Genomic DNA, 24,181 nt, shown 5'->3' with positions numbered 1-24,181 from the left:
GAGGCGACGTCGACCATGTTGACCATTCTTTTTGACGGCGTCGCCTACGGCATGCTGTTGTTCATCCTGGCGGTGGGGCTGTCGGTGACGATGGGGTTGATGAACTTCATCAACCTCGCGCACGGCGCCTTCGCCATGGTGGGCGGCTACCTGACCGTGGTGCTGATGCAGCGCTTCGGCCTGCCCTTCCTGGCCTGCCTGCCGCTGGCGTTCGCCGGCACGGCGCTGTTGGGCGCGGTGCTGGAGCGCACGCTGTACCGGCCGATGTACCGCAAGCCGCACCTGGACCAGGTGCTGTTCTCGATCGGGCTGGCCTTCATGGCGGTGGCCTCTGCCGACTACTTCATGGGCTCGCAGCAGCAGATCATGCAGTTGCCGGACTGGCTGCGCGGGCGCACCGAACTGTTTGACGGCGCGCTCGGCATGGGCCACTACCGCCTGTTCATCATCGCCATCTGCGCGGCGCTGACGGTGGCGCTGCAGTACGTGCTGGCACGCACCCGCTTCGGCAGCCGCCTGCGCGCAAGCGTGGACGATGCCCGCGTGGCCGCCGGCCTGGGCATCAACGTCAACATGGTGTTTGCCGCCACGTTCGCGGTCGGCTCCGGCCTGGCCGGGCTGGGTGGCGCGCTGGGGGCCGAAGTGCTGGGGCTGGACCCGACGTTTCCGCTCAAGTTCATGGTCTATTTCCTGATCGTGGTGGCCGTGGGCGGCACCTCGTCCATCACCGGCCCGCTGCTGGCCGCCCTGCTGCTGGGCGTGGCGGATGTGGCCGGCAAGTACTACGTGCCCAAGCTGGGCGCGTTCATCGTCTATTCGCTGATGCTGCTGATCCTGATCTGGCGTCCGCAAGGTCTGTTTGTCCGCCGGGGAGGCTCATGATGCAGGCACGTCCGTCTTTACTGGAAGCGTCGCGCTGGAAGCCGCTGGAAACCGCGTTCTGGCTGCTGGCGCTGGCGTCGCCGTGGCTGCTGCCGCAGCACGCGCTGATCGTCAATGAGGTCGCCATCGTCGCGCTGTTTGCGCTGTCGCTCGATTTGATCCTGGGCTACACCGGCATCGTCTCGCTCGGCCACGCTGCGTTTCTGGGTTTTGGCGCCTACACGGCAGCGCTGTTCGCCAAGTTCGTGTCGCCGGACCCGCTGCTCGGCCTGGGCGTCGGCATGGCGGCAGCGACGCTGCTGGGTGCGCTGTGCTCGGTCACCATCCAGCGCGGCACCGACCTGACGCGGCTGATGGTCACGCTCGGCATGGCGCTGATCCTGCTGGAGTTGGCCAACAAGCTCGACTGGCTCACCGGCGGCTCCGATGGCCTGCAGGGCGTGGTGATGGGGCCGGTGCTGGGTCGCTTCGAATTCGACCTGATGGGCCAGACCGCCGCCTGCTACTCGGTCGGCGTGCTGCTGCTGCTGTTCCTGCTGGCGCGGCGGCTGGTGCATTCACCGTTCGGCGCCACGCTCAAGGCGGTGCGCGACAACCGGCTGCGCGCCATGGCCATCGGCATTCCGGTGGCTCAGCGGCTGGCGGTGGTCTACACCGTGGCGGCTGGCGTGGCCGGTGCGGCGGGCGCGCTGATGGCTCAGACCACCGGCTTCGCGTCGCTGGATGTGTTTGCGCTGGAGCGCTCGGCCGACGTGATGCTGATGCTGGTGATCGGCGGCGTCGGCTGGCTTTACGGCGGCATTGCCGGCGCGGTGGTGTTCAAGCTGATGCATGACGTCATCTCCGGCATCACGCCGCAGTACTGGACGTTCTGGATCGGCCTGTTCCTGATCGTGCTGGTGAGGGTCGGGCGCGACCGGCTGATCCGGCCCTGGACCTGGTTCCGCTCGTCAGGAGAACGCGCATGACGGCCTCCAACACATCAGCAGTCCAGGCCGGGATCGTCCTGCGCACCGAGGGCCTGCTGAAGAAATTCGGCGGCATCACCGCCACCAACCAGGTCACGCTCGATGTGCGGCGCGGCGCGCGCCATGCACTGATCGGCCCGAACGGTGCCGGCAAGACCACGCTCATCAACCTGATGACGGGCGTGATCGAGCCGACCGCCGGTCGCATCCTGCTCGAAGGTGTCGACATCACCCAGCTGCCACCGCACCAGCGCGTGGGGCGCGGCATGGTGCGCACCTTCCAGATCAACCAGCTGTTCGGCAGCATGACGCCGTTGGAGACACTGGCGATGGTGGTGTCGCAGCACCGCGGGCTGGGCCGGCGCTGGTGGCAGGCACTGGGCCGTGACAGTGCCGTGATGGCGCGCTGCGAAGAACTGCTGGCGCTGTTTCGCCTGACCGAGGTCATGAACCAGCGCACCGAACACCTCGCCTACGGCAAGCGCCGCCTGCTCGAGATGGCGATTGCGCTGGCCTGCGAGCCGCGCGTGCTGCTGCTCGACGAGCCGGTGGCGGGCGTGCCCGCCGGCGAGCGCGAAGAGCTGCTGCAGACCGTGGCCGCGCTGCCGGCCGATGTGTCTGTGCTGCTGATCGAGCACGACATGGACCTGGTGTTCGGCTTTGCCGACCGCATCACCGTGCTCGTCAACGGCACGGTGCTGACCGAAGGCACGCCCGAGGACATTGCCCGCGACCCGCAAGTCAAGGCGGTCTACCTGGGCCACGGAGAAACTGTTCATGCCTGACCTGCTGCAAGTCCACCACCTGAGCGCCGGCTACGGCGAGGCCGTGGTCATCAACGACGTCAGCTTCAGCCTGGCCGAAGGCCAGACGCTGGCGCTGCTGGGCCGCAACGGCACCGGCAAGACTACGCTGATGGACACGCTCGCCGGCGGCACGCGCCAGCACGCCGGCCAGATTGAGCTGGCCGGCGTGGCGCTGCACCGCCTGCCCTCGCACCTGCGCGCCGAGGCCGGCATCGGCTGGGTGCCACAGGAGCGCAACATCTTCAAGTCGCTGACGGTGCATGAGAACCTGAGCGCCGTGGCGCGCCCGGCCCGCGCCGGCAACGTCTCGCGCCCCTGGACGCCCGAGCGCGTCTATGAACTCTTTCCGCGCCTGGCCGAGCGCAAGGGCAATCTCGGTACTCAGCTCTCGGGTGGGGAGCAGCAGATGCTGGCCATCGGCCGCGCGCTGGTGCTCAACCCGCGCCTGCTGCTGCTGGATGAGCCGCTCGAAGGCCTGGCGCCCATCATCGTCGAGGAGTTGCTGCGGGCGATTGCCCGCATCACGCGCGAAGAAGGCCTGTCGGCCATCATCGTTGAGCAACACCCGCAGGCGATCCTGGCCATCAGCCACCGCGCCGTGGTGCTCGACCACGGCAGCGTGGTGCACAGCGGCACGGCGCAGGACTTGAGCGCACAGCCGGAATTGCTGGATCAGTTGCTGGGCGTGGCGCGGGCTTGACGCCAGCTCACTCAGCCGGCATCACTCCCCCACTTCACCACCCAACTTCGCCGCCCGGTTGTTGGCATTGGCGCGCCGGGAGGCGCGCTTGTGCACCGGCGCGGCTGATTTCAGGCTCTGCATCAGCGAGCGCAGCGTCTGCGCCTCGGTCTGGTGCTGCAGCAGGCCACGCTCGGCTTGCGTCAGCTGTTCCTGCAGAGCCAGCAACTGCTCGGTCTGCTGCGTGTGGGCCGCAGTCAGGCGTTGGCCGTTTTGCAACGCAGCTTCCAGGCTTTGTTGCACACGCGCTGACGCGCTGGCGTGCTCCAGCGCCTGCGCCCGCAGACTGTTTTCTGCTTCAGCCAACTGCACGCGCAGCGCCTGCGCCAGCTTGTCGGCCTTGCTGCGCGCCTGGCGCTCCTGATCGATGTCCAGCAAGGCGCGGCGCTCTGCTGCCGTGGCACGCTCGGTCGCCGCATCGATCGCCGCCCTGCCCTTGGCGAGTTCGGCGGTGAAATCGGCGCGCGCGGCCTCGATCTGCGCGCCCAGCGCCTCGACCTGCCGCTGCAGTTCCTGCGCCCGTGCTGCTTCGGCCGCACTGGCGCGGCGCTCCGCTTCCAGCTCGGATTGAACCTGCCGCGTCTCGTCCTGCGACGCTGCCCAGCGCAGGCGCAACTCGTCTGCCGCTGCGCTGGATTCTTCTGCGTCACGTCGCGCCAATTCCAAGTCCGCCCGCACTAGCTGCAGCTGCGTCTGAATGTCCAGTCGCAGCGTGGCGAGTTCATCGCGTGCCGTGGCGGTTGCCTGCTGCCACAGCGTACCGATGGCCTCGGCGGCCATCGCCTTCAGCGCGTCCGGCAGATCGGGGTGATCCAGCTCGACCCGCGCCTTGCCGCGCAGCTCTTCCCAGAACTTGGCCAGCGCCTCGGCCGGCGTGCTCATCGAGCCCTTGCGCACGTACTGGTAGAGCTTGCCTGCCGTCGGCGTGATGCCGTAGCGGAAGAACAGCAGCGCGCAGACCTCGCGGTAGAGCGCGCGGGTCTCGCTGAACTGGCTGCGCAGGGCTTCAACGTCGTTTTGAATGTCGGCTTCAAGGCTCATGTTCAATATTATGACGTAATACGTATTTTTTACAGACAAAAGATTCAGCCAATATCAATCTGTGGACATAATCAATCTACTGTCCATAGAATGACGTTTTCACGTTTTTGACGCCGCTTGAGGCCTCTGCTCACCATGTCAGCCGTCGTTCCGATCGATCAATTGGCCGTTCCAGCCGCGCTCAGCGGTCAACTGGGCCGCAACCGGGCGCACGGCACGGCGCAAATCGCCGCCAACGACGACCGCTCAGCCGTGCTGGCGTGGTTGGCGCGTTATGCGGATTCGCCCGCCACGCTGGCCAGCTATCGCAAGGAAGCCGAGCGGCTGCTGCTGTGGTGCGTGCTGCAGCGCCGGGCAGCGCTGTCGGATCTGACGCATGAGGACTGGCTGGTCTACCAACGCTTTCTGGCCGACCCGCAACCCGCCGCGCGCTGGGTGATGGCGCCAGGCCAGAAGCCGCCGCGCAACTCGCCCGACTGGCGCCCTTTCGCCGGGCCGCTCAGCCCGGTGAGCCAGCGGCAGGCGATGTCGGTGCTGAATGCGCTGATGACCTGGCTGGTCGCGGCGGGCTATCTGGCGGGCAACCCGCTGGCCTTGAGTCGCCGTCCGCGTCAGATGGCGTCGGCGCGGGTGACACGCTTCCTGCCCTTCGAGCACTGGGATGAGGTCAAGGCAACCATTGAGGCGATGCCCGCCACCACCCCACGTGAAGCCGCGCACGCGGCGCGGACGCGTTGGCTGTTTTCGCTGCTGTACGTCGGGGCGCTGCGCGTGTCGGAGATCGGCAGCACGTCGATGGCAGGCTTCTTCATGCGCCGGGCCGTGATCGGCGCCGAGCGCTGGTGGCTCGAAGTCACCGGCAAGGGCCACAAGGTCCGGCTGGTGCCGGTCACGGCCGAGTTGCTGGCCGAGCTGACGCGCTATCGCCTTTCACAAGGCCTGAGCCCGCTGCCGCAGCACGCCGAAGACAAGCCGCTGGTGCTGCCGCTGATCGGGCCGGACAAGCCGCTGGCGCGCAGCGCGATCCATGAAATCGTCAAGGGCGTGATGCGCGCCACCGCCGAGCGGCTGCGGGCGCAGGGCGCGCAATTCGAGGCGGCCGCCGCACACATCGAGCAGGCATCTACCCACTGGCTGCGCCACACCGCCGGCAGCCACCTGAGCGAGCAGGCCGACCTCAAGGTGGTGCGCGACAACCTCGGCCACGCCAACCTCAGCACCACCAGCATCTATCTGCATACCGAGGACGACGCCCGCCACGATGCCACCGAGCACGCACACCGCGTCGGCTGGCGCGCGCCATAAAAAAAGCCCAAGGCGCTCAACCTTGGGCTGTGGCTGCCGGGTGGACTCACACCCCCGGCAAGCTGAATCAGGAGATCCTGAAATCGTTCAGTGGAACTGCTCTTCTTCGGTCGAACCCGTCAGTGCGGTAACGCTGGACTTGCCGCCCTGGATCACGGTGGTCACTTCGTCGAAGTAACCGGTGCCGACTTCCTGCTGATGCGACACGAAGGTGTAACCACGGTCGCGGGCTGCGAATTCGGGCTCCTGCACCTTCTCGACGTAAGCCGACATGCCGCGCGCGACGTAGTCCTGCGCCAGGTCGAACATGTTGTACCACATGGAATGGATACCGGCCAGGGTAATGAACTGGTACTTGTAACCCATGGCGCCCAGCTCGCGCTGGAACTTGGCGATGGTCGCGTCGTCGAGGTTCTTCTTCCAGTTGAACGACGGCGAGCAGTTGTAGGCCAGCATCTTGCCCGGGTGGACCTTGTGCACGGCTTCAGCGAACTTGCGGGCAAATTCGAGGTCCGGCGTGCCGGTTTCGCACCACACCAGGTCGGCGTAGTGGGCGTAGGCGATGGCGCGGCTGATGGCCTGGTCCATGCCCTTCTTGGTCTTGTAGAAGCCTTCGGCGGTGCGCTCGCCGGTCAGGAAGGGCTTGTCGTTCTCGTCGTAGTCGCTGGTCAGCAGGTCGGCGGCTTCGGCATCGGTGCGGGCGATCACCAGCGTGGGCACGCCGTAGACGTCAGCGGCCATGCGGGCGGCGATGAGTTTCTGCACGGCCTCGGTGGTGGGCACCAGCACCTTGCCACCCATGTGGCCGCACTTCTTGACCGAGGCGAGCTGATCTTCGAAGTGCACGCCACCGGCGCCGGCGCGAATCATGGACTTCATCAGCTCGAACGCGTTCAGCACGCCGCCAAAGCCGGCTTCTGCGTCGGCCACGATGGGCGCGAAGTAGTCGACATAGCCCTTGTCGCCAGGAGCGGCGCCCTTGGACCACTGGATTTCATCCGCACGGGTGAAGGCGTTGTTGATGCGTTCCACGACCTTCGGCACCGAATCCACCGGGTACAGCGACTGGTCCGGGTACATGGCGGCGTATTCGTTGTTGTCAGCGGCCACTTGCCAGCCCGACAGATAGATGGCCTTCACGCCGGCCTTGACCTGCTGCATGGCTTGGCCGCCGGTGAGCGCGCCCAGGCAGTTCACATAGGCTTCGTTATTGACCAGGTTCCAGAGCTTCTCGGCACCGTTGCGGGCCAGCGAGTACTCGACCTGCACGCTGCCGCGCAGACGCACCACGTCAGCGGCGGTGTAGCCACGTTTGATGCCCTTCCAGCGCGGGTTCTGGTCCCAGTCGGTCTGCAAGGCGTCGATTTGTTGTTGGCGGCTGAGTTGAGTCATGAGGCGCTCCGTTACGTTGATCAAGAAGGCTGTCGATGACTCAAGCTTAACGATCGCAACCTCGATCGACAACACTTATGTCTTATATAAGACATAAAACATGATTCAATAAAATCAATGACTTAGCCTCTCCATTCCGCCATGCGGGAATCAATTTCTCACAATGAGAAAAATTTCCGCATTGCAGCAATTCACTATTTCATGATGCGAAATGTCGTTCGGCCTCGTGAAACCAGCGACTCTGTCAGGCACGGCCATCTCTGATGGCTGGGTTGCTTCGAACGTTAGAAAGCGCTTCTTCGCGCGGGAGTTTGAAAGTTTCTTTTGCGTATATCCGCACATTTAATCTTGATCTACTTGGGACAAGCCCGCAGGCTGAGCCTGTGGGCCGTCTGGCACACTCAATGCAAAGGAAGGGTCAGCCCGATCCTTTTGCAGCAAGCCTCATGAGTCACTCTCAGAAGTCACGCCCCCCCTTGGTGCTGGTGCCGGCCTGCAACCGGATGCTTGGACAGCATGCGTTTCACGTCGCAGGCCAGAAATACGTCGACGCCGTGCGTCTGGCGGGCGCCTTGCCGCTGATCGTGCCGTCAGCCCGCCCAGATGAACTGGACGCCCTGCTCGACCTAGCCGACGGCGTGCTGCTGACCGGCTCGCCCTCGAACGTCCACCCCAGCCACTACGGCGAAGCCGTCCACGACGCCAGCCTGCCGCAGGACCGCGTGCGCGACGACTGGACGCTGCCGCTGATTCCCCGCGTGCTGGCGCGCGGCATGCCGCTGTTCGCGATCTGCCGCGGCTTTCAGGAAACCAACGTCGCGCTCGGCGGCAGCCTGCTGCAGGCCGTGCAGGACGCCAGCCCCTACGCCGACCACCGCGCGCCGGCCGATCAACCCGCTGCCGTGCAGTACGGCCCGGCGCACACCGTGGCAATCCAGCCGGGCGGCGTGATGGCCGAACTGCTCGGCGCAGTCGATATCCACGTCAACAGCGTGCACGGCCAGGGCATCCAGCGGCTGGCCGATGGCTTGCGCATCGAGGCGCTGGCGCCCGACGGGCTGGTCGAAGCCTTCTCGGTGCTGGAGCATGCCGGCTTCAACCTCTGCGTGCAGTGGCATCCCGAATGGCAGGCGGCCGACAACCCGGTGTCGGTCACGCTGCTGCGCGCTTTTGGTGCAGCCTGCCAGGATTACCGCGACCTGCATCGCCCACCCAGCCGCTGAAACACCTTCAGCTTCAGCGGGTCTCCGCGCCGCTGCCCAGGTCGCATGCCTGCATGCCGACAAACGCGGCACGTTTCGGGAGCAAGCATGGTCCAACGAGAAAACTTCACCTTCAGCGAACTGGAAAACTGGTTTGACGCGCACCGCGTCACCGAGATCGAATGCCTGGTCCCCGACCTGACCGGCGTGGCGCGCGGCAAGATCCTGCCGCGCAAGAAATTCACCGAAGACCGCGGCATGCGCCTGCCCGAAGCGGTGGTCGCGATGGGCGTCACGGGCGAATTTCCCGAAGAGGGCCCCTACTACGACGTCATCAACCCGACCGACCGCGACATGCACCTGCGGCCCGATCCGCGCACCGTGCGCATCGTGCCCTGGGCCACCGACCCGACCGCACAGGTCATCCACGACTGCTACGACAAGGCCGGCAACATGGTGCCGTTCGCGCCGCGCTCGGTGCTGCGCCGGGTCTGCGACCTGTTCGACGCCGAGGGCTGGAACCCGGTCGTCGCGCCCGAGCTGGAGTTCTACCTGGTCGCCCGCAACACCGACCCCGACATGCCGTTGAAGCCGCCCATCGGCCGCAGCGGCCGGGCCGAGACCTCGCGCCAGGCCTACTCGATCGACGCCGTCAACGAGTTCGACCCGCTGTTCGAGGACGTCTACAAGTACTGCGAGCAGATGGAGCTGAACGTCGACACGCTGATCCACGAGGTCGGCGCCGGCCAGATGGAGATCAACTTCTTCCACGACCACCCGCTGGGCCTGGCCGACGAGGTGTTCTTCTTCAAGCGCACCGTGCGCGAAGCGGCCATGCGCCACGACATGTTCGCCACCTTCATGGCCAAGCCGATCGCCGGCGAGCCCGGCAGCGCCATGCACATGCACCAGAGCGTGCTCGGCCGCGACGGCAAGAACATCTTCAGCAACCCGGACGGCAGCGCCAGCAAGGAGTTCTACTGGTACATCGGCGGCCTGCAGAAATACATCCCGGCGGCGATGGCGCTGTTTGCGCCGTACGTGAACAGCTACCGCCGGCTGTCGCGCCACACCGCCGCGCCGATCAACATCCAGTGGGGCACCGACAACCGCACGGTGGGCATCCGCAGCCCGGTGGCCACGCCTGCGGCACGGCGCATCGAGAACCGCGTCATCGGCGCCGACGCCAACCCCTATGTCGCGCTCGCCGCCACGCTGGCCTGCGGCTACCTCGGCATCAAGAACCGCATCGAGCCCACGCCCGAATGCAAGGGCGACGCCTACCTGGGCGACTACGCCCTGCCACGCAGCCTGGGCGAAGCGCTGGAGCTGCTGCGCAACGAAAAGGCGCTGGCCGAGGTGCTGGGCGAAGAGTTCGTGACCGTCTACACCGAGGTCAAGGAAATCGAATATGCCGAGTTCATGAAGGTGATCTCGCCGTGGGAGCGCGAGCACCTGCTGCTGCACGTTTGACAAGGAACACCATGAACAGCACCCGTACCACCGCGGATTGGCAAGCCGCCGACGCCGCCCACTTCCTGCACCCCTTCACCGACTACCAGGCGCTGGCCAGCAAAGGCTCGCGCATCATCGTCAAGGCCGACAATGTCTACCTGTGGGACAACGACGGCCACAAGCTCTTCGATGCCATGAGCGGCCTGTGGTGCGTCAACGTCGGCTATGGCCAGCAGGCGCTGATCGACGCTGCCACGCGCCAGATGAGCGAGCTGCCCTTCTACAACAGCTTCTTCCAGACCACCACGCCGCCAGCGGTCGAGCTGGCCGAACTGCTGGCCAGCATCGCCCCGCCCGGCTTCCAGCACGTGTTCTACGCCGGCTCGGGCTCCGAGGGCAACGACACCATCGTGCGCATGGTGCGGCGCTACTGGGACCTGCAGGGCCAGCCCGGGCGCGACATCATCATCAGCCGCCACAACGCCTACCACGGCTCGACCATGGCCGGCGCGTCGCTCGGCGGCATGAGCTACATGCACGCGCAGGGCGGGCTGCCGATTCCCGGCATCACGCACATCGAGCAGCCGCACTGGTGGCTGCACGGCGGCGATCTCAGCCGCGATGAGTTCGGCCTCAAGGCGGCCGGCTGGCTCGAAACCAAGATCCTGGAAGTCGGCGCCGACAAGGTTGCCGCCTTCATCGGCGAGCCCATTCAGGGCGCCGGCGGCGTGATCGTGCCGCCCGCCACCTACTGGCCCGAGATTCAGCGCATCTGCGACAAGTACGGCGTGCTGCTGGTCTGCGATGAGGTCATCACCGGCTTCGGCCGCACCGGAAACTGGTGGGGTTGCCAGACCGTCGGCGCCCAACCCGACCTGATCACCTTTGCCAAGGGCGTGACCAGCGGCTACATCCCGCTCGGTGGCGTGCTGGTGGGCGAACGCGTCGCCCGCGCCCTGATCGAGCAAGGCGGCGAGTTCGAGCACGGCTACACCTACTCCGGCCACCCGGTGGCGTGCGCGGTGGCGCTGGCCAACATCCGGCTGATCCAGCAGCTCGGCCTGGTCGAACGCGTGCGCGATGACACCGGGCCGTACCTGGCCGAGCAGTTCAAGCAGCTCGAAGACCACCCGCTGATCGGCGAGCAGCAGACCTGCGGCCTGATGGGCGCGCTGCAACTGGTCAGGCGCAAGACCGCATCACGCACGGACGGTGGCCATGGCGAAGCGTTTGACCCCGCGCACGAAGTCGGCATGCTCTGCCGCGGCCACTGCTTCGCCAACGGCCTGGTGATGCGCGCCGTGGGCGACCGCATGATCATCGCGCCGCCGCTGGTCCTGACCCGCCCGCAGATCGACGAGCTGATGGCCCTGATCCGCCACTGCCTCGACCTGACGCTGGCCGACGTGCGCGAGCGCGGCTGGCTTTGAACGGCTTCAAAACAGCCCCACCCTGATCGGCACGTCATGACAACACCCAACCACCACAGCCTTTGGCACGCCCGCGCAGCGGCCCTGACGCCAGACGGCCGTGCCTTCATCAACGGCGAGCGCGTGGCCGCCGCTTCGGGCGAGACGTTTGCCAACCATTCGCCCATCGACGGCCGGCTGCTCGGCATGGTGGCGCGCGGCCAGCAGGCAGACGTGGACGCCGCCGTGGCCGCTGCCCGCGCCGCGTTCGAGGATGGCCGCTGGGCGCACAAGCCGCCGGCCGTGCGCAAGAAGATCCTGCAGCGCTTTTCGGACAAGATCCTGGCCGCCAAGGAAGAGCTGGCGCTGCTGGAAACGCTCGACATGGGCAAGCCGATCCAGTATTCCCTCAGCGTCGATGTGCCGTCGGCGGCGCGCACCATCGCCTGGTACGCCGAGGCGATCGACAAGGTCTACGACGAGATCGCGCCCACCGGCCGCAACGCGCTGGCGCTGATCACGCGCGAGGCGATGGGCGTCATCGGCGTGATCGTGCCGTGGAACTACCCGATGATCATGGCGGCCTGGAAGCTCGGGCCGGCGCTGGCCACGGGCAATTCAATCGTGCTGAAACCGAGCGAGAAATCGCCGCTGACCGCGCTACGGCTGGCGGAGTTGGCCGTAGAAGCCGGCATTCCACCCGGCGTCTTCAACGTGGTGCCCGGCTACGGCCACGAGGCCGGCGAGGCACTGGCGCTGCACATGCAGGTCGACGCCATCGGCTTCACCGGCTCCACCCGCACCGGCCGGCGCATGCTGGATTACGCGGCGCGCTCCAACCTCAAGCGGGTCTACAACGAGTTGGGCGGCAAGTCGGCCTTCATCGTCTTCGACGACCACCAGGACCCGGCCAAGGCCGCGCGCACCGTGGCGGGTGCGATGTTCTTCAACCAGGGCGAGTCGTGCAACGCGCCGTCGCGCGTGCTGGTACACGAGTCGATTGCCGATGACTTTGCCGCCGTGGTGGCCGCCCAGGCGCCGCGCTACCAGCCGGCCGACCCGCTGGCGGCCGACACGGTGATGGGCGCGCTGGTCGACCAGACGCAGATGGACACGGTGCTGGGCTACATCGCCTCGGCGCAGGACGAGGGCGCGCAGTGCATTGCCGGTGGCCAGCGCGTGCGCGCAGAAACAGGTGGCTACTACGTCCAGCCCACGGTGTTCGATCAGGTCCAGCCCACCATGCGCGTGGCGCGCGAAGAAATCTTCGGCCCGGTGCTGTCGATCCTGCGCTTCAAGACCGAGGCCGAGGCGCTGGCGCTGGCCAACGGCAGCGACTACGGCCTGCAGGCCAGCGTCTGGAGCCACGACATCAACCGCGCGCACCGCGTGGCACGTGGCTTGCGAGCGGGCACGGTGCATGTCAATCAATACGACGAGGACGACATCACCGTGCCATTTGGCGGCTACAAGCAGAGCGGCAACGGCCGCGACAAATCGCTGCACGCGCTCGACAAATACACCGAACTCAAGACCACCTGGCTGCGCATTGACGGCTGAGGCTTGCACCATAATCGCGCCGAAATTTGTGACCGCGCTCTCTCAACATGTTGGAGTCCCCATGAAACTGCTACCCCTGAATGTTCTGATGGCCGCCGTGGCGGTGCTTGCGTCTGCCACCGCGCAGGCCGAGGAAGAAAAAGTTCTCAACGTCTACAACTGGGCCGACTACATCGCCGAAGACACGATCAAGAACTTCGAGAAAGAGACCGGCATCAAGGTCCGCTACGACAACTTCGACAGCAACGAGGCCCTGCACGCCAAGCTGATCGCCGGCAAGACCGGCTACGACGTGGTGGTGCCGGGTTCGCACTTCGCCAAGGGCCAGATCGAGGCCGGCCTGCTGATGAAGCTCGACAAGAGCAAGCTGCCCAACCTGAAGAATCTTGACCCGGCGATCCAGGCGCAGCTCGCCAAGATGGACCCGGGCAACGACCACATCGTCGACTGGATGTGGGGCTACACCACGGTGGGCATCAACAAGGAGAAGGTCGCCAAGGCGCTGGGCACGATGCCGATGCCCGACAACGCCTGGGACCTGGTCTTCAAGCCCGAGTACGTCAGCAAGCTCAAGAGCTGCGGCGTGTCCTTCCTGGACACTGCCAGCGAGATCATGCCGATCGCACTGAAGTACATCGGCAAGGACCCGGCCTCCAAGGACGCCGAGGACTACAAAGCCGCAGGCGCGATGCTCAAGGCGATCCGCCCGTCGGTGACGCGCTTTGCCGGCTCGGGCTCCGACTACATCGACCAGATGGCCAAGGGCCAGCTGTGCGCGGTGGTGGGCTGGTCGGGCGACATCATGATCGCCAAGGACAAGTCGGCCAAGGCCAAGAAGCCCCAGCAGCTGGAAGTGCTGCTGCCCAAGACCGGCGGCCTGCTGTTCTTCGACGTGATGGCCATCCCCAAGGACGCCAAGCACCCCGAGAACGCGCACAAGTGGATCAACTACATCATGAAGCCCGAGGTGCACGCCTCGCTGACCAACGCGGTCTTCTACGCCAACCCGAACAAGGAAGCGCTCAAGTTCGTCAAGCCTGAGCTGGCCAAGGACGCAGCGGTATTCCCGAACGAGGCGGCGCTGGCCACCATGATCCCGCCCGGCACGCCCGACCAGGCCACGCGCAAGCTGATCACGCGCACCTTCACCAACTTCAAGTCGGGACGCTGATCCATGAGCACAGGGCTGGAGGACGGCGGCTTCCTGCGGATCGAGTCCGTGGTGAAGGAGTTTGGCGATTTCCGGGCGGTCGATCAGGTCAGCCTGAACGTCGCCAAGGGCGAAATATTCGCGCTGCTGGGCTCGTCGGGCTGCGGCAAGAGCACGCTGCTGCGCATGCTGGCCGGCTTCGACTCGCCCACCTCCGGCCGCATCGTGCTCAACGGCGTCGACCTGTCGGGCCTGCCGCCCTACGAGCGCCCGGTGAACATGATGTTCCAGTCCTACGCGCTGTTTCCGCACCTCACGGTGTGGGACAACATCGCCTTCGGCCTGCGGCGTGACGGCCTGCCCAAGGCCGACGTCACGCAGCGGGTCGAAGAAATGCTGCGCCTGACGCAGTTGGGCAAATTCGCCAAGCGCAAGCCGCACCAGCTCTCGGGCGGCCAGCAGCAGCGCGTGGCGCTGGCGCGCAGCCTGGCCAAGCGGCCGCAGCTGCTGCTGCTCGACGAGCCGCTCGGCGCGCTCGACAAGAAGCTGCGCGAGGCCACGCAGATCGAACTGGTCAACATCATCGAGCAGGTCGGCGTGACCTGCGTGATGGTCACCCACGACCAGGAAGAGGCCATGACCATGGCCAGCCGCATCGCGGTCATGAGCGAAGGCCGCTTCCTGCAGGTGGGAAGCCCGAGCGACATCTACGAGACGCCCACCACGCTGTTCGTGGCCGACTTCATCGGCAACGTCAACCTGGCCGAGGGCCGGATCACGGTCGACGAGGCCGACCACGTGCACGTGCAGTGCGCCGACTACACCCACTACATCGGCCACGGCATCACCGGCTACCTGGGCCAGCCGGTCACGGTGGCGGTACGGCCCGAGAAGATGCACCTCAGCCGCGAGAAACCAGCCGGCGACATGAACCAGGTGGCCGGCACGGTCAAGGAAATCTCCTACTTCGGCGCCTACACGCTGTACCACCTGCAGCTCGCCAGCGGCGCGCGCCTGAAGGTCAACGTCGAGAACGAAAGCCGCAACCGCGACGGCGCGCCCACCTGGGGCGATCAGGTCTGGGCGCACTGGCTGCCGAGCGCGCAAGTCGTGCTGACGCAGTAAGCGCGGGAGGCGCCCACCCATGTCCAACGCACCCAACGCATCACTGCCCACCCGCCTGAAGGCGCTGGCCTCCGCCGCCACCCGGGGCCGCACGCTGGTCGTCGGCGTGCCGTTCGTGTGGCTGCTGGTGTTCTTCCTGCTGCCCTTCCTGATCGTGCTGCGCATCAGCTTTGCCGAGATGGACGGCGCGCGCATCAGCGACCTGTTCACCTATACCGACGGCGAACTGTTCATGAAGCTCAAGCTTCAGAACTTCGCCACCATCTTTCAGGACGACCTGTACTGGTCGACCTACGGCCAGTCGCTGATGTATGCGGGCGCCACCACGCTGATCTGCCTGTTCATCGGCTACCCGTTCGCCTATTTCATGGCGCGGGCCGAGGCCACCATCCAGCCGCTGCTGCTGATGGGCGTGATGCTGCCGTTCTGGACCAGCTTCCTGCTGCGCGTCTACGCCTGGAAAGGCCTGCTCGACAGCGAGACCGGCTGGGTTGGCACGGCGCTGAAGGCGGTGCACGCCGACCAGTTGCTGCTGGCGGTCGGGCTGATTCCGGCCGAGGGCCAGTTCATGTACAGCCCGTTCTCGCTGCTGCTGGGCATGGTCTACACCTACCTGCCCTTCATGATCCTGCCGCTGTTCGGCACGCTGTCGAAGCTCGACATCCGACTGCTCGAAGCCGCGCAGGACCTGGGCGCCACGCCCTGGACCGCCTTCTGGAAGGTCACGGTGCCGCTGTCCAGGGGCGGCATCATCGCCGGCTCCATGCTGGTGTTCATCCCGTGCGTGGGCGAATACGTCATCCCGGAGCTGCTCGGCGGCCCCGAGACGCTGATGATCGGCCGCGTGCTGTGGGATGAGTTCTTTGCCAACAACGACTGGCCGATGGCGTCGAGCGTGGCGGTCGTGATGGTGCTGATGATCATCGTGCCGCTGGCGCTCTTCAACCGCAACCAGGCCAAGGGAAGCACGCCATGATCGTCACCCCCGCAGGCCGCTGGACCAGCCGCATCTGGCTGGCGCTGGGTTTCGCCTTTCTGTACCTGCCCATCATTGCGCTGGTGGTCTACAGCTTCACCGACTCGCCGGTGCCCAACGTCTGGGCCGGTTTCTCGCTGCGCTGGTACACCAAGCTGATGGGCGACGAGGACATCCGCGCCGCGCTGTTCCTGTCGCTGCAGGTGGCGGCGGGCACCGCCGTCGGCTCGGTGATTCTGGGCACGCTGGCCGCGCTCACGCTGGAGCGCCACCCGCAGTTCAAGGGCCGCACCCTCTTCACCGGCATGATCAACGCACCGCTGGTGATGCCAGAGGTCATCGTCGGCCTGTCGCTGCTGCTGATGCTGGTGGCCACGCAGCGCCTGTTCGGCGTGCCCGAGCGCGGGCTGGTGACGATCTGGCTCGGCCACATGCTGGTCGGCACCGCCTACGCCACGGTCGTGATCGCTGCGCGCCTGCGCGACCTCAACCCGCAGTTCGAAGAGGCCGCGCAAGACCTGGGCGCCCGCCCGCTGCAGGTCTTCTTCCTGGTCACGCTGCCGATGATTGCGCAGTCGCTGCTGGCCGCCGGGCTGCTGACCTTCACGCTCTCGCTCGACGATGTCGTGATGTCGGCCTTCCTGTCCGGCCCCGGCTCGACCACGCTGCCGCTGGTGATCTTCTCGCGCGCCCGGCTCGGCCTGGACCCGACCGTCAACGCGCTCGCCACCGTGGTGATCGGCGTGGTGGCCACTTTCGTGATCGGCTCCAGCTACCTGATCGCCAAACGCGAACGCCGGCTCTGGAAAGAGCAGCAGGCGGCTGCCAAGGGCTGATGCCTTGACATGACGGCCCTCACGGCCCGCGCCGCCTCGCCCTGGCTCGCCTACCTCTGCCTCGCCTCCAGCATGGCGCTGGTGGGCAGCTACGTCGGCCTGTCCAAGTGGCTGGTGGCGGCATTTCCGGTGCTGCTGCTGGCGTGGCTGCGCTTCGGCATCGCGGCGGTGGCCATGGCCGGCTGGGTGCGGCGCCCGGCCGGCGAGGCGCCGATTTCTGCGCACGACCGCAAGCTGCTGTTCGCCGAGAGCTTTCTCGGCAACTTCCTGTTCTCGATCTGCATGCTCTACGGCGTGGCGCTCACCACCGCGCTGGCCGCCGGCGTGATCATGGCGGCGCTGCCCGGCGTGGTGGCGCTGCTGTCGCGCCTGTTCCTGAAAGAACGCCTGACGCGTCGCGTGGGGGCCGGCATCGCCTGCGCGGTGCTGGGCATCGTGCTGGTAGCGTTCAACAAGCCGGTGGCATCCGTCACGCCGCAAGCGGCCACGTCGGACCTGGCCTGGCTCGGCCACCTGTTGCTGGTCGGCGCGGTGTTCTGCGAGGCCAGTTATGTGGTGATCGGCAAGAAGCTCAGCGGCCGCATCGGCGCCAAGCGCATCAGCGCGCTGGTCAACCTGTGGGGACTGGCGCTCGTCACGCCGCTGGGGCTGTGGCAGGCGCTGAGCTTCGACTTCAGCACCGTCGCCCTGCCCACCTGGACGCTGCTGGTGTTCTACGCACTGGCCGCCAGCGTGGTGACGGTCTGGCTCTGGATGACCGGCCTGCGCCACGTACCGGCCTCGCAGGCCGGCGTCTTCACCGTGTTGCTGCCGCTGGCCGCCGCCGCCGTGGGCGTGGGCCTGCTGGGCGAGGTGGTCAACACCCTGCAGACGGCAGCCTTCGCGCTGGCGCTGCTGGGCGTGGTGCTGGCGACGTGGCCGGCGCCCAGGTCGGCGGCGGCGGCAGCGGGTTGAGGCGGAGGCGATGCGCGACCTTCCCGGCAGCCTCAAACATCTGACGCTCTGGCTGCTGATCCTGACCGTCGTTTTTCTGGCGGTGCAGTACGCCCAGCATGAGCGCCAACGCAGTCAGGTGCGCTGGGCCGACGGCACGATAGAAATCCGCCGCAGTGCCGATGGCCATTTCTACTGGCCCGGCACGATCAACGACCAGTCGCTGCTGTTCCTGATCGACACAGGCGCCACGCAAACCGCGTTGCCGGGTGCGCTGGCCGAGCAACTCCAGCTGGAGCGGGGCCGCCCGGTGCAGTCGTCGACGGCCGGCGGCCTGGTTCAGGGCCACCGCAGCCGCGCCGATGTACAGCTGCAGGGCGGCGTCATGGCCAGCCGTCTGGAGGTGACCGTCCTGCCTGCGCTGAATTCGCCGCTGCTGGGCATGGACGTGCTCGGCCGCCTGCGCCTGACGCAGCAGGACGGCATCCTGAGCATCAGCGCCTCGGATCAGGCCACTTCGCGCTGATCCGCCGCTGCTGCCGCCACCCGACCTGGCCTTGGGCTGATCCGCGCCAGCTCCTTGGGCGCGACGGCCTTGTGGCGGTGGTCGGACCAGAACTGGCGCCACAGCCGCGCACCCGCCACGCCGTTCCACAGGCCCAGCGCGTGGCGCATGGCGTGCGGCCAGGGCGTGCCGGACTCGTGCAACTGCTGCAGGTAGTCGATCCACGCGGCTTCGACCGCCTCGCGGCTGACGGCGGTAGCCGGCGGCGCCACGCCGAAGAAGCGCTCGTCCCACTGCGCCATCTGCCACGGCTCGTGATACGCCTGCCGGCCGACCATCACGCCATCGACGTGCTGCAGCTGTGCGGCGATCTCGTCATCGGTCTTGATGCCGCCGTTGATGGCGATGGTCAGCTGCGGAAACTCCGTCTTGAGCCGGTGCACCAGTTCATAGCGCAGCGGCGGCACGTCGCGGTTTTCCTTCGGGCTCAGGCCCTGCAGCCAGGCGTTGCGGGCGTGGACGATGAAGACCTCGCAGCCGGCCTCGGCCACCGTGCCGACGAAGTCGCGCACAAATTCATAGCTCTCGCCCCGGTCGATGCCGATGCGGTGCTTGACCGTCACCGGCAGCGAGGTCGCGTCGCGCATCGCCTTGACGCCATCGGCTACTGTGCGCGGCTCGGCCATCAGGCAGGCGCCGAACGCGCCTTTCTGCACCCGCTCGCTCGGGCAGCCGCAGTTGAGGTTGACCTCGTCATAGCCCCAGCGCTCGGCCAGCTTGGCGCAAGCGGCCAGATCGGCCGGCTCGCTGCCGCCCAGCTGCAGCGCTACCGGGTGCTCGATCGCACCAAAGTCCAGGTGCCGCGCCTGATCGCCGTGCAGCAAGGCACCGGTGGTGACCATCTCGGTGTAGAGCAGCGTCTTGCGGGTCAGCAGGCGGTGGAGGTGACGACAATGCTTGTCAGTCCAATCCATCATCGGCGCAACCGACAGGCGCCAAGGACTCATTTTTTCTGTAAGCTGTTGATTTTTCAAGATAATTTTCTATCGTTCAATGGGCCAGGGCCGAGCGGTCGAAACGCTGCAGCACGTGGGCTGCCATGCCCTTGGCCAGTTCGTCTTCGCCGTAGAACACGGCGCCGACCTGATCGCGCTGCAGCAGTTGCGATTCTTGCTCGCTGTCGGTGCGCAGGACGATTTCGATGTCCGGGTTGAGCAGGCGCGCGTTCTCGGCCATCTGGTGCACGCCCACGGTGTCGGGCTTGGTGATGACGAGCATGGCGGCGTCGGCAATGTGCGCCTGGATCAGCACGGCCGGATCAGCTGCATCACCCGAAACGGCCGCCACACCCTGGCGGCGCAGTTCTTCGACGATCTCGCGGTTCTGCTCGCGATGACGTGGGGAATGCCGCGCTCGGTCAGCGCCGCGGCAATGCGGCGCCCGACACGGCCGTAGCCCACCAGCACCACCTGGCCCTGCAGGTATTGGCGCTCGGTGCTGGTCGGCAACTCGGCGTAGGGGTCGCCACGGCGCTCCAGCCGCCGCGCGTATTCGGAGCGCTGCTGTACCCAGCGACTGAGCGGCGTGATCGCGGCAAAGACGAGCGGGTTGAGCGCAATCGAGATCAGCGCACCGGCCAGCACCAGGCTCAGGCCCTCGGGCGGCATCAGGCCGAGCGACAGGCCCATGCCGGCCAGGATGAAGGAGAACTCGCCGATCTGCCCCAGGCTGGCCGCCACGGTCAGCGCGGTGTTGAGCGGGTAGCGGAATGCCAGCACCAGCGCCGCGGCGGCCAGCGATTTGCCGAGGATGATGATGGCCACCACGCCCAGCACCCGCACCGGCTCTTCCACCAGCACCATCGGGTCGAACAGCATGCCCACGGAGACGAAAAACAGCACCGCGAAGGCGTCGCGCAGCGGCAGCGACTCTTCGGCGGCGCGGTGGCTGAACTCCGACTCGCGCATCACCATGCCGGCAAAGAAGGCGCCCAGCGCGAACGAAACGCCAAACAGCGCCGCCGCGCCGTAGGCGATGCTGATGGCGGCCGCCACCACCGCCAGCGTGAACAGCTCCCGCGAGCCGGTCTGCGCCACCTGCCACAGCAGCCATGGCAGCACCCGCCGCCCGGCAATCAGCATGATGGCGACGAAGGCCGACACCTGCAGCAAGGTCTGGCCGACCGTCTGCCACAGCGGCGCAGCGCCCTCGACCGGCGCGTTCGTGCCGCCCAGCAGGCCCGCCAGCGGCGGCAGCAGCACCAGCACGATCACGGTCACCAGGTCCTCGACCACCAGCCAGCCCACCGCGATGCGGCCGTTCATGCTGTCGAGGCTGCGGCGCGCCTCCAGCGCCTTGAGCAGCACCACCGTGCTGGCGCATGACAGCGACAGGCCGAACACCAACCCGGCGCCCGGCGTCCAGCCCCAGGACCAGGCCAACCCCATGCCGAGCAGCGTGGCCAGACTCATCTGCACCAGCGCCCCCGGCACGGCGATACGCTTGACCGCCAGCAAGTCAGCGAGCGAAAAGTGCAGGCCGACGCCGAACATCAGCAGCATCACGCCGATCTCGGACAGCTGCGCGGCAATCGCCACGTCGGCCACGAAGCCGGGTGTGGCCGGGCCGATCAGGATGCCGGCCAGCAGGTAGCCCACCAGCGCCGGGCACTTGAGCCGAACGGCGGCAAAGCCGAACACGAGGGCGAGGCCGAAGCCCGCAGCCAGGGTCGTGATGAGGGAGACGTTGTGTTCCATGACGCGGGGTGGTGGATCTCATGGGTAGTTTCCCGCATGATAGGAGGCGACCGAACAACCCTCAGCGACCCCACCGGGAGAACCCATCCATGACCCTGCAAGAAGCCTTCAAGACCTGCCTCGGCAAGTACGCCACCTTCGAGGGGCGGGCTGACCGCTCGGAATACTGGTGGTTTGTGCTGGCCCAGGTGCTGATCGTCATGGGCGCATCGATCCTCAGCGAAAAGCTCAGCGGCCTGGCCGCCCTGGCACTGCTGCTGCCCATGTTGGCCGTCACCGCACGCCGGCTGCATGACATCGGGCGCAGCGGCTGGTGGCAGCTGGTCTATTTCGTCCCGCTGGTCGGCTGGCTGGTGCTGCTGTACTGGACGGTGCAACCGAGCCGGGCCGAGGCATGAACGCGCCCCGCATCGACTGTCACGTGCACGTCTTTGACCCGGCGCGTTTTCCTTATGCGGCGGACACCTTCTATCGTCCGACGGGCGCCGAGATCGGCACGGCCGACCAGCTCGGGCAGGTGCTCGATGCCCATGGCGTGCAGCACGCGCTGATCGTTGGCCCGAACTCGGGCTACGGGCTGGACAACCGCTGCCTGCTCGACGCGCTGGCGCGCGGCGACGGCCGCTACAAGGGCGTGGCCGTGGTGCGCAACGACGCCAGCCGCGCCGAGTTGCAGGACTTGCAGGCGGCGGGCGTGGTCGGCGTGGCCTTCAACGTGGCCTTGCTGGGCGTCGATTTCTACCGCGACAACCGCACCGCTGCTGCAGCGCCTGCGCGACCTCGGCCTATGGGCGCAGGTGCAGGTCCAGGGCGATCAGCTGGTGGCGTTGCAACCGCTGCTGCAGGACAGCGGCGCACGGCTGCTGTTCGACCACCTCGGCCGCCCGGACCCGGCGGCGGGCGTGGGCCAGGCGGGGTTTGCGGCGCTGCTGGACTTGGCCGGCACGGGCCGCGCCTGCGTCAAGCTCTCGGGCTACGCCAAGGTATCGGCGCTGCCGCATCCGCACGCCGATGTCTGGCCCTACGTCAAGGCGCTGGTCGAGGCTTACACGCCCGAGGCGCTGGTCTGGGCCTCCGACTGGCCTTTCCTGCGCGCCCCAGCCCGCATCGACTACGGCCCGCTGCTCCATCTGCTGGAACACCTGCTGCCCGACGCCACCCAGCGCCGCGCGGTGGAGTGGGACACGCCGCGGCGGCTGTTCGGCTTCGGCATTCCGTCTTGAGGCGTGACGCTGCCACTACCATTCCGGCGATGACATTGAACCCCGCAGAAGACTCTGACGCTGAAGACAGCGACGCCATCAAGGAACCCCGCCTGTGGCGCGACAACGGCTGGACCGCCCGCGTCATCAAGAACGAAGACGACGAGGGCTGGGCCGTCGCCATGATCAAGGACGGCGAGCCCGAGCCGGCGCTGGTCGGCCCCTGGACCATGGGCCGCGACAAGAAGAACCCCAAGCCGCTGGACACCAACGCCTTCAACACGCTGGTCAAGACCGCCCGCGAGGTGCTGCGCCGCCACGAGCAGCAACTGCACGCGCTGCTGCACAAGCAGCTGTGGGTCAACACGGCAGGCGGCACGGTGAGCGTCACGCTCGACATCGTGCCCGACGAAGACAACCCGCACAGCCCTGCTGGCAGCGCACGACGCTGACGGCGAGCCGCTGGCGCAGGTGCGGGGTGTCCGCCGGTTTCAAGCTGACGCAGACCAGCGCCAGCGCGTGGATCGACAACGAGTTTCTGCGCCCGGGTTGAGGCGCCGCGCAGATCGCCAGGGAGCACGCGTCAGTGCTCGTCAGACCCTGCCTGGCGGCGCAAGTTCGCGCAGCAGGTGACCAGTGCCGTGCGGTTGCGCACCTGCAGCTTGTAGCAAGCCTGCTTGAGGTAGGCCGCCACGGTGTATTCGCTCAGGCCCAGCGCGTAGGCGATCTGCTTGTTGCGCAGGCCGAGCGTGACCTGCTCGACGATCTGCCGTTCGCGCGCGGTGAGCAGCGCCACCAGCGGATCGCAGGCCGGCGCAGCGCGCGCCTTGATGCCCAGCCAGCGGTCACCGTCCGGAAAGCAGGCCAGCCAGGTCTGCCCCTCAGAGGCACTGGCGGGGGCCGCTCCATCGGGCGCGGCCGCCATCACCACCACCTCGAACAGCGTGCCGGCACAGCGGAACTGGCCGACCAGGTGGGCATCGTCATCCGCCGCCGGATCACGCTGCGCGTCCCTGTCACCGGCACGGCGGTTGTACAGGGGCAGCAGGGGTGGAAACAGCGGTGAAAAAGGCGAGGCCAACTTGGGACTCCTGAAGGCAAGTTCAGTGGCAAGAAGTGTCGGAGAGGAGCACCCGGCGTCCTATTGCGCCCGGACAAGTCTGGACACTTTGGGCGCCCGGAACTGGTAACTCTTGGTGTCAGTCGCTCAGGCGCCAAGTGGAATGCGCACGCGCTGCGGCGACACCGCATGGCCCGTGCGGTGCGCCAGGCTGCGATAGGCGCGCGGCGCGGCGGGCGCGCGTATGCCCAGCAGCGCCGCAATGTTGGCCTGCGGGTCGTGCAGCGGGCGCAGCGCGTGGCGCGGGCCGGTCAGCAGCACGGTCACGCCCGGGCCGTGGCCGCTGACGGTGCTGTCGCCATGCACCACCACGCCGATGCTGACGCGGCCAGCGCCCAGGCTCGGGCCATGCCGGGTGTCGGAGCCGGTGATGCACACCAGGTCGCCAAAACGCAGCGTGTCCAGCCGCCAGCGGCGCGCCTGCCCGGCGTCGGCCAGCTGGATGTCGTAATCGCCGCGCCAGGCGCTGTTGCGGCCCAGGCCCGAGCCCATCAGCGCCGCCGGCAGCGTGTGCGTCACCGGCACCTGCAGGGCCGCGCCAAGAGCCGGACTGCGGGCACCGTCCACACGCTGCAGCCCCCAGCGCCTCAGCAGCAGCGGCGCGCAGTTGAGCACCTCGACCTGCGGGTGATCCAGCAGTTGCAGGCCCTGGCCGACGCTCTCGATCTGCACCGTATCGCCCGTGCGCAGCCGGCGCAGCGTGGCGGTGGGGAAGTCGACCAGCACATGGTCGACGCCGCCGTGCTTGCCCGTCACCCAGCCACGCTGGCCGCGCGCCGGGCCCGCTCACCACCTGGGCGCGGTTGCCGACGCAGGCGT

The 24,181-nt window shown here is 67.1% G+C and carries 21 protein-coding genes and 3 pseudogenes; 18 read left to right on the top strand and 6 right to left on the bottom strand.

Annotation, left to right across the window (positions count from 1 at the left end; translation table 11 throughout):
- Positions 1–15: 15 nt before the first annotated feature.
- Genes AC5IG3_RS05530 through AC5IG3_RS05515 form a run of 4 tightly spaced genes read left to right on the top strand, consistent with a single transcriptional unit; the run spans position 16 to position 3,356 of the window.
- A complete protein-coding gene (locus AC5IG3_RS05530) occupies positions 16–882 on the top strand; it encodes a branched-chain amino acid ABC transporter permease (protein WP_491905310.1) in 867 nt (288 codons plus the stop codon).
- On the top strand, positions 882–1,850 hold the full coding sequence (locus AC5IG3_RS05525; RefSeq protein WP_491905309.1) for a branched-chain amino acid ABC transporter permease: 969 nt from the start codon (positions 882–884) through the stop codon (positions 1,848–1,850). Before AC5IG3_RS05530 ends, AC5IG3_RS05525 begins: the two co-directional genes overlap by 1 nt.
- Positions 1,847–2,635 carry an ABC transporter ATP-binding protein gene (locus AC5IG3_RS05520; RefSeq protein ID WP_491905308.1) on the top strand — a complete coding sequence of 263 codons (789 nt, stop codon included), beginning with the start codon at positions 1,847–1,849 and terminating at the stop codon, positions 2,633–2,635. Before AC5IG3_RS05525 ends, AC5IG3_RS05520 begins: the two co-directional genes overlap by 4 nt.
- Entirely contained in the window at positions 2,628–3,356 is a 729-nt protein-coding gene (locus tag AC5IG3_RS05515; RefSeq protein ID WP_491905307.1) for an ABC transporter ATP-binding protein, read from the top strand. The genes AC5IG3_RS05520 and AC5IG3_RS05515 overlap by 8 nt, the downstream gene beginning before the upstream one ends.
- A 21-nt stretch (positions 3,357–3,377) precedes the next feature.
- Here the strand turns inward: AC5IG3_RS05515 and AC5IG3_RS05510 are convergent, their stop codons facing one another.
- Positions 3,378–4,436 carry a DNA-binding protein gene (locus AC5IG3_RS05510; RefSeq protein WP_491905306.1) on the bottom strand — a complete coding sequence of 353 codons (1,059 nt, stop codon included), beginning with the start codon at positions 4,434–4,436 and terminating at the stop codon, positions 3,378–3,380.
- Between the two features lie 135 nt (positions 4,437–4,571).
- Between AC5IG3_RS05510 and AC5IG3_RS05505 the strand changes: the two genes are divergently transcribed.
- Positions 4,572–5,741, top strand: coding sequence for a tyrosine-type recombinase/integrase (locus AC5IG3_RS05505; RefSeq protein WP_491905305.1), 1,170 nt, complete (start codon positions 4,572–4,574; stop codon positions 5,739–5,741).
- A gap of 87 nt (positions 5,742–5,828) precedes the next feature.
- Here the strand turns inward: AC5IG3_RS05505 and aceA are convergent, their stop codons facing one another.
- On the bottom strand, positions 5,829–7,133 hold the full coding sequence (gene aceA, locus AC5IG3_RS05500; RefSeq protein WP_491905304.1) for an isocitrate lyase: 1,305 nt from the start codon (positions 7,131–7,133) through the stop codon (positions 5,829–5,831).
- 446 nt (positions 7,134–7,579) lie between these two features.
- Here aceA and AC5IG3_RS05495 point away from each other — a divergent pair, with 446 nt between their 5' ends.
- The 10 genes from AC5IG3_RS05495 (at position 7,580) to AC5IG3_RS05450 (ending at position 18,305) form a co-directional block, all read left to right on the top strand.
- Entirely contained in the window at positions 7,580–8,356 is a 777-nt protein-coding gene (locus AC5IG3_RS05495) for a gamma-glutamyl-gamma-aminobutyrate hydrolase family protein (RefSeq protein WP_491905303.1), read from the top strand.
- 87 nt (positions 8,357–8,443) lie between these two features.
- A complete protein-coding gene (locus AC5IG3_RS05490) occupies positions 8,444–9,808 on the top strand; it encodes a glutamine synthetase family protein (protein WP_491905302.1) in 1,365 nt (454 codons plus the stop codon).
- Between the two features lie 11 nt (positions 9,809–9,819).
- Positions 9,820–11,220 carry an aspartate aminotransferase family protein gene (locus tag AC5IG3_RS05485; RefSeq protein ID WP_491905301.1) on the top strand — a complete coding sequence of 467 codons (1,401 nt, stop codon included), beginning with the start codon at positions 9,820–9,822 and terminating at the stop codon, positions 11,218–11,220.
- Between the two features lie 36 nt (positions 11,221–11,256).
- Positions 11,257–12,759, top strand: a complete 1,503-nt coding sequence (locus AC5IG3_RS05480; RefSeq protein WP_491905300.1) for an aldehyde dehydrogenase — start codon at positions 11,257–11,259, stop codon at positions 12,757–12,759.
- A gap of 61 nt (positions 12,760–12,820) precedes the next feature.
- Entirely contained in the window at positions 12,821–13,930 is a 1,110-nt protein-coding gene (locus AC5IG3_RS05475) for a polyamine ABC transporter substrate-binding protein (RefSeq protein ID WP_491905299.1), read from the top strand.
- Between the two features lie 3 nt (positions 13,931–13,933).
- A complete protein-coding gene (locus AC5IG3_RS05470; RefSeq protein WP_491905298.1) occupies positions 13,934–15,034 on the top strand; it encodes an ABC transporter ATP-binding protein in 1,101 nt (366 codons plus the stop codon).
- Between the two features lie 19 nt (positions 15,035–15,053).
- Positions 15,054–16,010, top strand: a complete 957-nt coding sequence (locus AC5IG3_RS05465; RefSeq protein WP_491905297.1) for an ABC transporter permease — start codon at positions 15,054–15,056, stop codon at positions 16,008–16,010.
- Positions 16,007–16,846 (top strand): ABC transporter permease, encoded by an 840-nt coding sequence (locus AC5IG3_RS05460; RefSeq protein ID WP_491905296.1) that lies wholly within the window; start codon positions 16,007–16,009, stop codon positions 16,844–16,846. The genes AC5IG3_RS05465 and AC5IG3_RS05460 overlap by 4 nt, the downstream gene beginning before the upstream one ends.
- 9 nt (positions 16,847–16,855) lie before the next feature.
- A complete protein-coding gene (locus AC5IG3_RS05455; protein WP_491905295.1) occupies positions 16,856–17,800 on the top strand; it encodes a DMT family transporter in 945 nt (314 codons plus the stop codon).
- Between the two features lie 10 nt (positions 17,801–17,810).
- The gene (locus AC5IG3_RS05450) at positions 17,811–18,305 is read left to right on the top strand and encodes a retropepsin-like aspartic protease family protein (RefSeq protein WP_491905294.1); all 495 of its coding nucleotides are present in this window, start codon (positions 17,811–17,813) and stop codon (positions 18,303–18,305) included.
- Here AC5IG3_RS05450 and dusA read toward each other — a convergent pair.
- Entirely contained in the window at positions 18,287–19,321 is a 1,035-nt protein-coding gene (dusA, locus tag AC5IG3_RS05445; protein ID WP_491905646.1) for a tRNA dihydrouridine(20/20a) synthase DusA, read from the bottom strand. The genes AC5IG3_RS05450 and dusA overlap by 19 nt on opposite strands.
- A gap of 13 nt (positions 19,322–19,334) precedes the next feature.
- Positions 19,335–21,040, bottom strand: a pseudogene (locus AC5IG3_RS05440) (cation:proton antiporter domain-containing protein).
- A gap of 89 nt (positions 21,041–21,129) precedes the next feature.
- On the opposite strand from AC5IG3_RS05440, the gene AC5IG3_RS05435 reads away from it, so the two are divergent.
- From AC5IG3_RS05435 to AC5IG3_RS05425, 3 genes and pseudogenes are all read left to right on the top strand, one after another.
- A complete protein-coding gene (locus tag AC5IG3_RS05435; RefSeq protein ID WP_491905293.1) occupies positions 21,130–21,438 on the top strand; it encodes a DUF805 domain-containing protein in 309 nt (102 codons plus the stop codon).
- A pseudogene (locus AC5IG3_RS05430) lies at positions 21,435–22,263 on the top strand (amidohydrolase family protein). Before AC5IG3_RS05435 ends, AC5IG3_RS05430 begins: the two are co-directional and overlap by 4 nt.
- Positions 22,264–22,292: 29 nt before the next feature.
- Positions 22,293–22,795, top strand: a pseudogene (locus AC5IG3_RS05425) (hypothetical protein).
- Positions 22,796–22,825: 30 nt separating this feature from the next.
- On the opposite strand, the gene AC5IG3_RS05420 reads toward AC5IG3_RS05425, so the two are convergent.
- Both AC5IG3_RS05420 and AC5IG3_RS05415 read right to left on the bottom strand, forming a co-directional pair.
- The gene (locus AC5IG3_RS05420; RefSeq protein WP_491905292.1) at positions 22,826–23,323 is read right to left on the bottom strand and encodes a response regulator transcription factor; all 498 of its coding nucleotides are present in this window, start codon (positions 23,321–23,323) and stop codon (positions 22,826–22,828) included.
- A 126-nt stretch (positions 23,324–23,449) separates the two neighbouring features.
- Positions 23,450–24,118, bottom strand: a complete 669-nt coding sequence (locus tag AC5IG3_RS05415; protein WP_491905291.1) for a DUF4438 family protein — start codon at positions 24,116–24,118, stop codon at positions 23,450–23,452.
- Positions 24,119–24,181 lie beyond the last annotated feature (63 nt).

It is taken from the genome of Leptothrix sp. (in: b-proteobacteria), from assembly GCF_965250675.1.
In the GTDB taxonomy this organism is placed as follows: Bacteria; Pseudomonadota; Gammaproteobacteria; order Burkholderiales; family Burkholderiaceae_C; genus Sphaerotilus.
The sequence above is the reverse complement of the archived record's forward strand: the minus strand, read 5'-3'. Positions and strand labels throughout refer to the sequence as shown.

Coding starts and splice junctions, on each gene's coding strand:
- AC5IG3_RS05530 (WP_491905310.1), top strand. CDS start 16: ATGTTGACCATTCTTTTTGACGGCGTCGCCTACGGCATGCTGTTGTTC.
- AC5IG3_RS05525 (WP_491905309.1), top strand. CDS start 882: ATGCAGGCACGTCCGTCTTTACTGGAAGCGTCGCGCTGGAAGCCGCTG.
- AC5IG3_RS05520 (WP_491905308.1), top strand. CDS start 1,847: ATGACGGCCTCCAACACATCAGCAGTCCAGGCCGGGATCGTCCTGCGC.
- AC5IG3_RS05515 (WP_491905307.1), top strand. CDS start 2,628: ATGCCTGACCTGCTGCAAGTCCACCACCTGAGCGCCGGCTACGGCGAG.
- AC5IG3_RS05510 (WP_491905306.1), bottom strand. CDS start 4,436: ATGAGCCTTGAAGCCGACATTCAAAACGACGTTGAAGCCCTGCGCAGC.
- AC5IG3_RS05505 (WP_491905305.1), top strand. CDS start 4,572: ATGTCAGCCGTCGTTCCGATCGATCAATTGGCCGTTCCAGCCGCGCTC.
- aceA (WP_491905304.1), bottom strand. CDS start 7,133: ATGACTCAACTCAGCCGCCAACAACAAATCGACGCCTTGCAGACCGAC.
- AC5IG3_RS05495 (WP_491905303.1), top strand. CDS start 7,580: ATGAGTCACTCTCAGAAGTCACGCCCCCCCTTGGTGCTGGTGCCGGCC.
- AC5IG3_RS05490 (WP_491905302.1), top strand. CDS start 8,444: ATGGTCCAACGAGAAAACTTCACCTTCAGCGAACTGGAAAACTGGTTT.
- AC5IG3_RS05485 (WP_491905301.1), top strand. CDS start 9,820: ATGAACAGCACCCGTACCACCGCGGATTGGCAAGCCGCCGACGCCGCC.
- AC5IG3_RS05480 (WP_491905300.1), top strand. CDS start 11,257: ATGACAACACCCAACCACCACAGCCTTTGGCACGCCCGCGCAGCGGCC.
- AC5IG3_RS05475 (WP_491905299.1), top strand. CDS start 12,821: ATGAAACTGCTACCCCTGAATGTTCTGATGGCCGCCGTGGCGGTGCTT.
- AC5IG3_RS05470 (WP_491905298.1), top strand. CDS start 13,934: ATGAGCACAGGGCTGGAGGACGGCGGCTTCCTGCGGATCGAGTCCGTG.
- AC5IG3_RS05465 (WP_491905297.1), top strand. CDS start 15,054: ATGTCCAACGCACCCAACGCATCACTGCCCACCCGCCTGAAGGCGCTG.
- AC5IG3_RS05460 (WP_491905296.1), top strand. CDS start 16,007: ATGATCGTCACCCCCGCAGGCCGCTGGACCAGCCGCATCTGGCTGGCG.
- AC5IG3_RS05455 (WP_491905295.1), top strand. CDS start 16,856: ATGACGGCCCTCACGGCCCGCGCCGCCTCGCCCTGGCTCGCCTACCTC.
- AC5IG3_RS05450 (WP_491905294.1), top strand. CDS start 17,811: ATGCGCGACCTTCCCGGCAGCCTCAAACATCTGACGCTCTGGCTGCTG.
- AC5IG3_RS05435 (WP_491905293.1), top strand. CDS start 21,130: ATGACCCTGCAAGAAGCCTTCAAGACCTGCCTCGGCAAGTACGCCACC.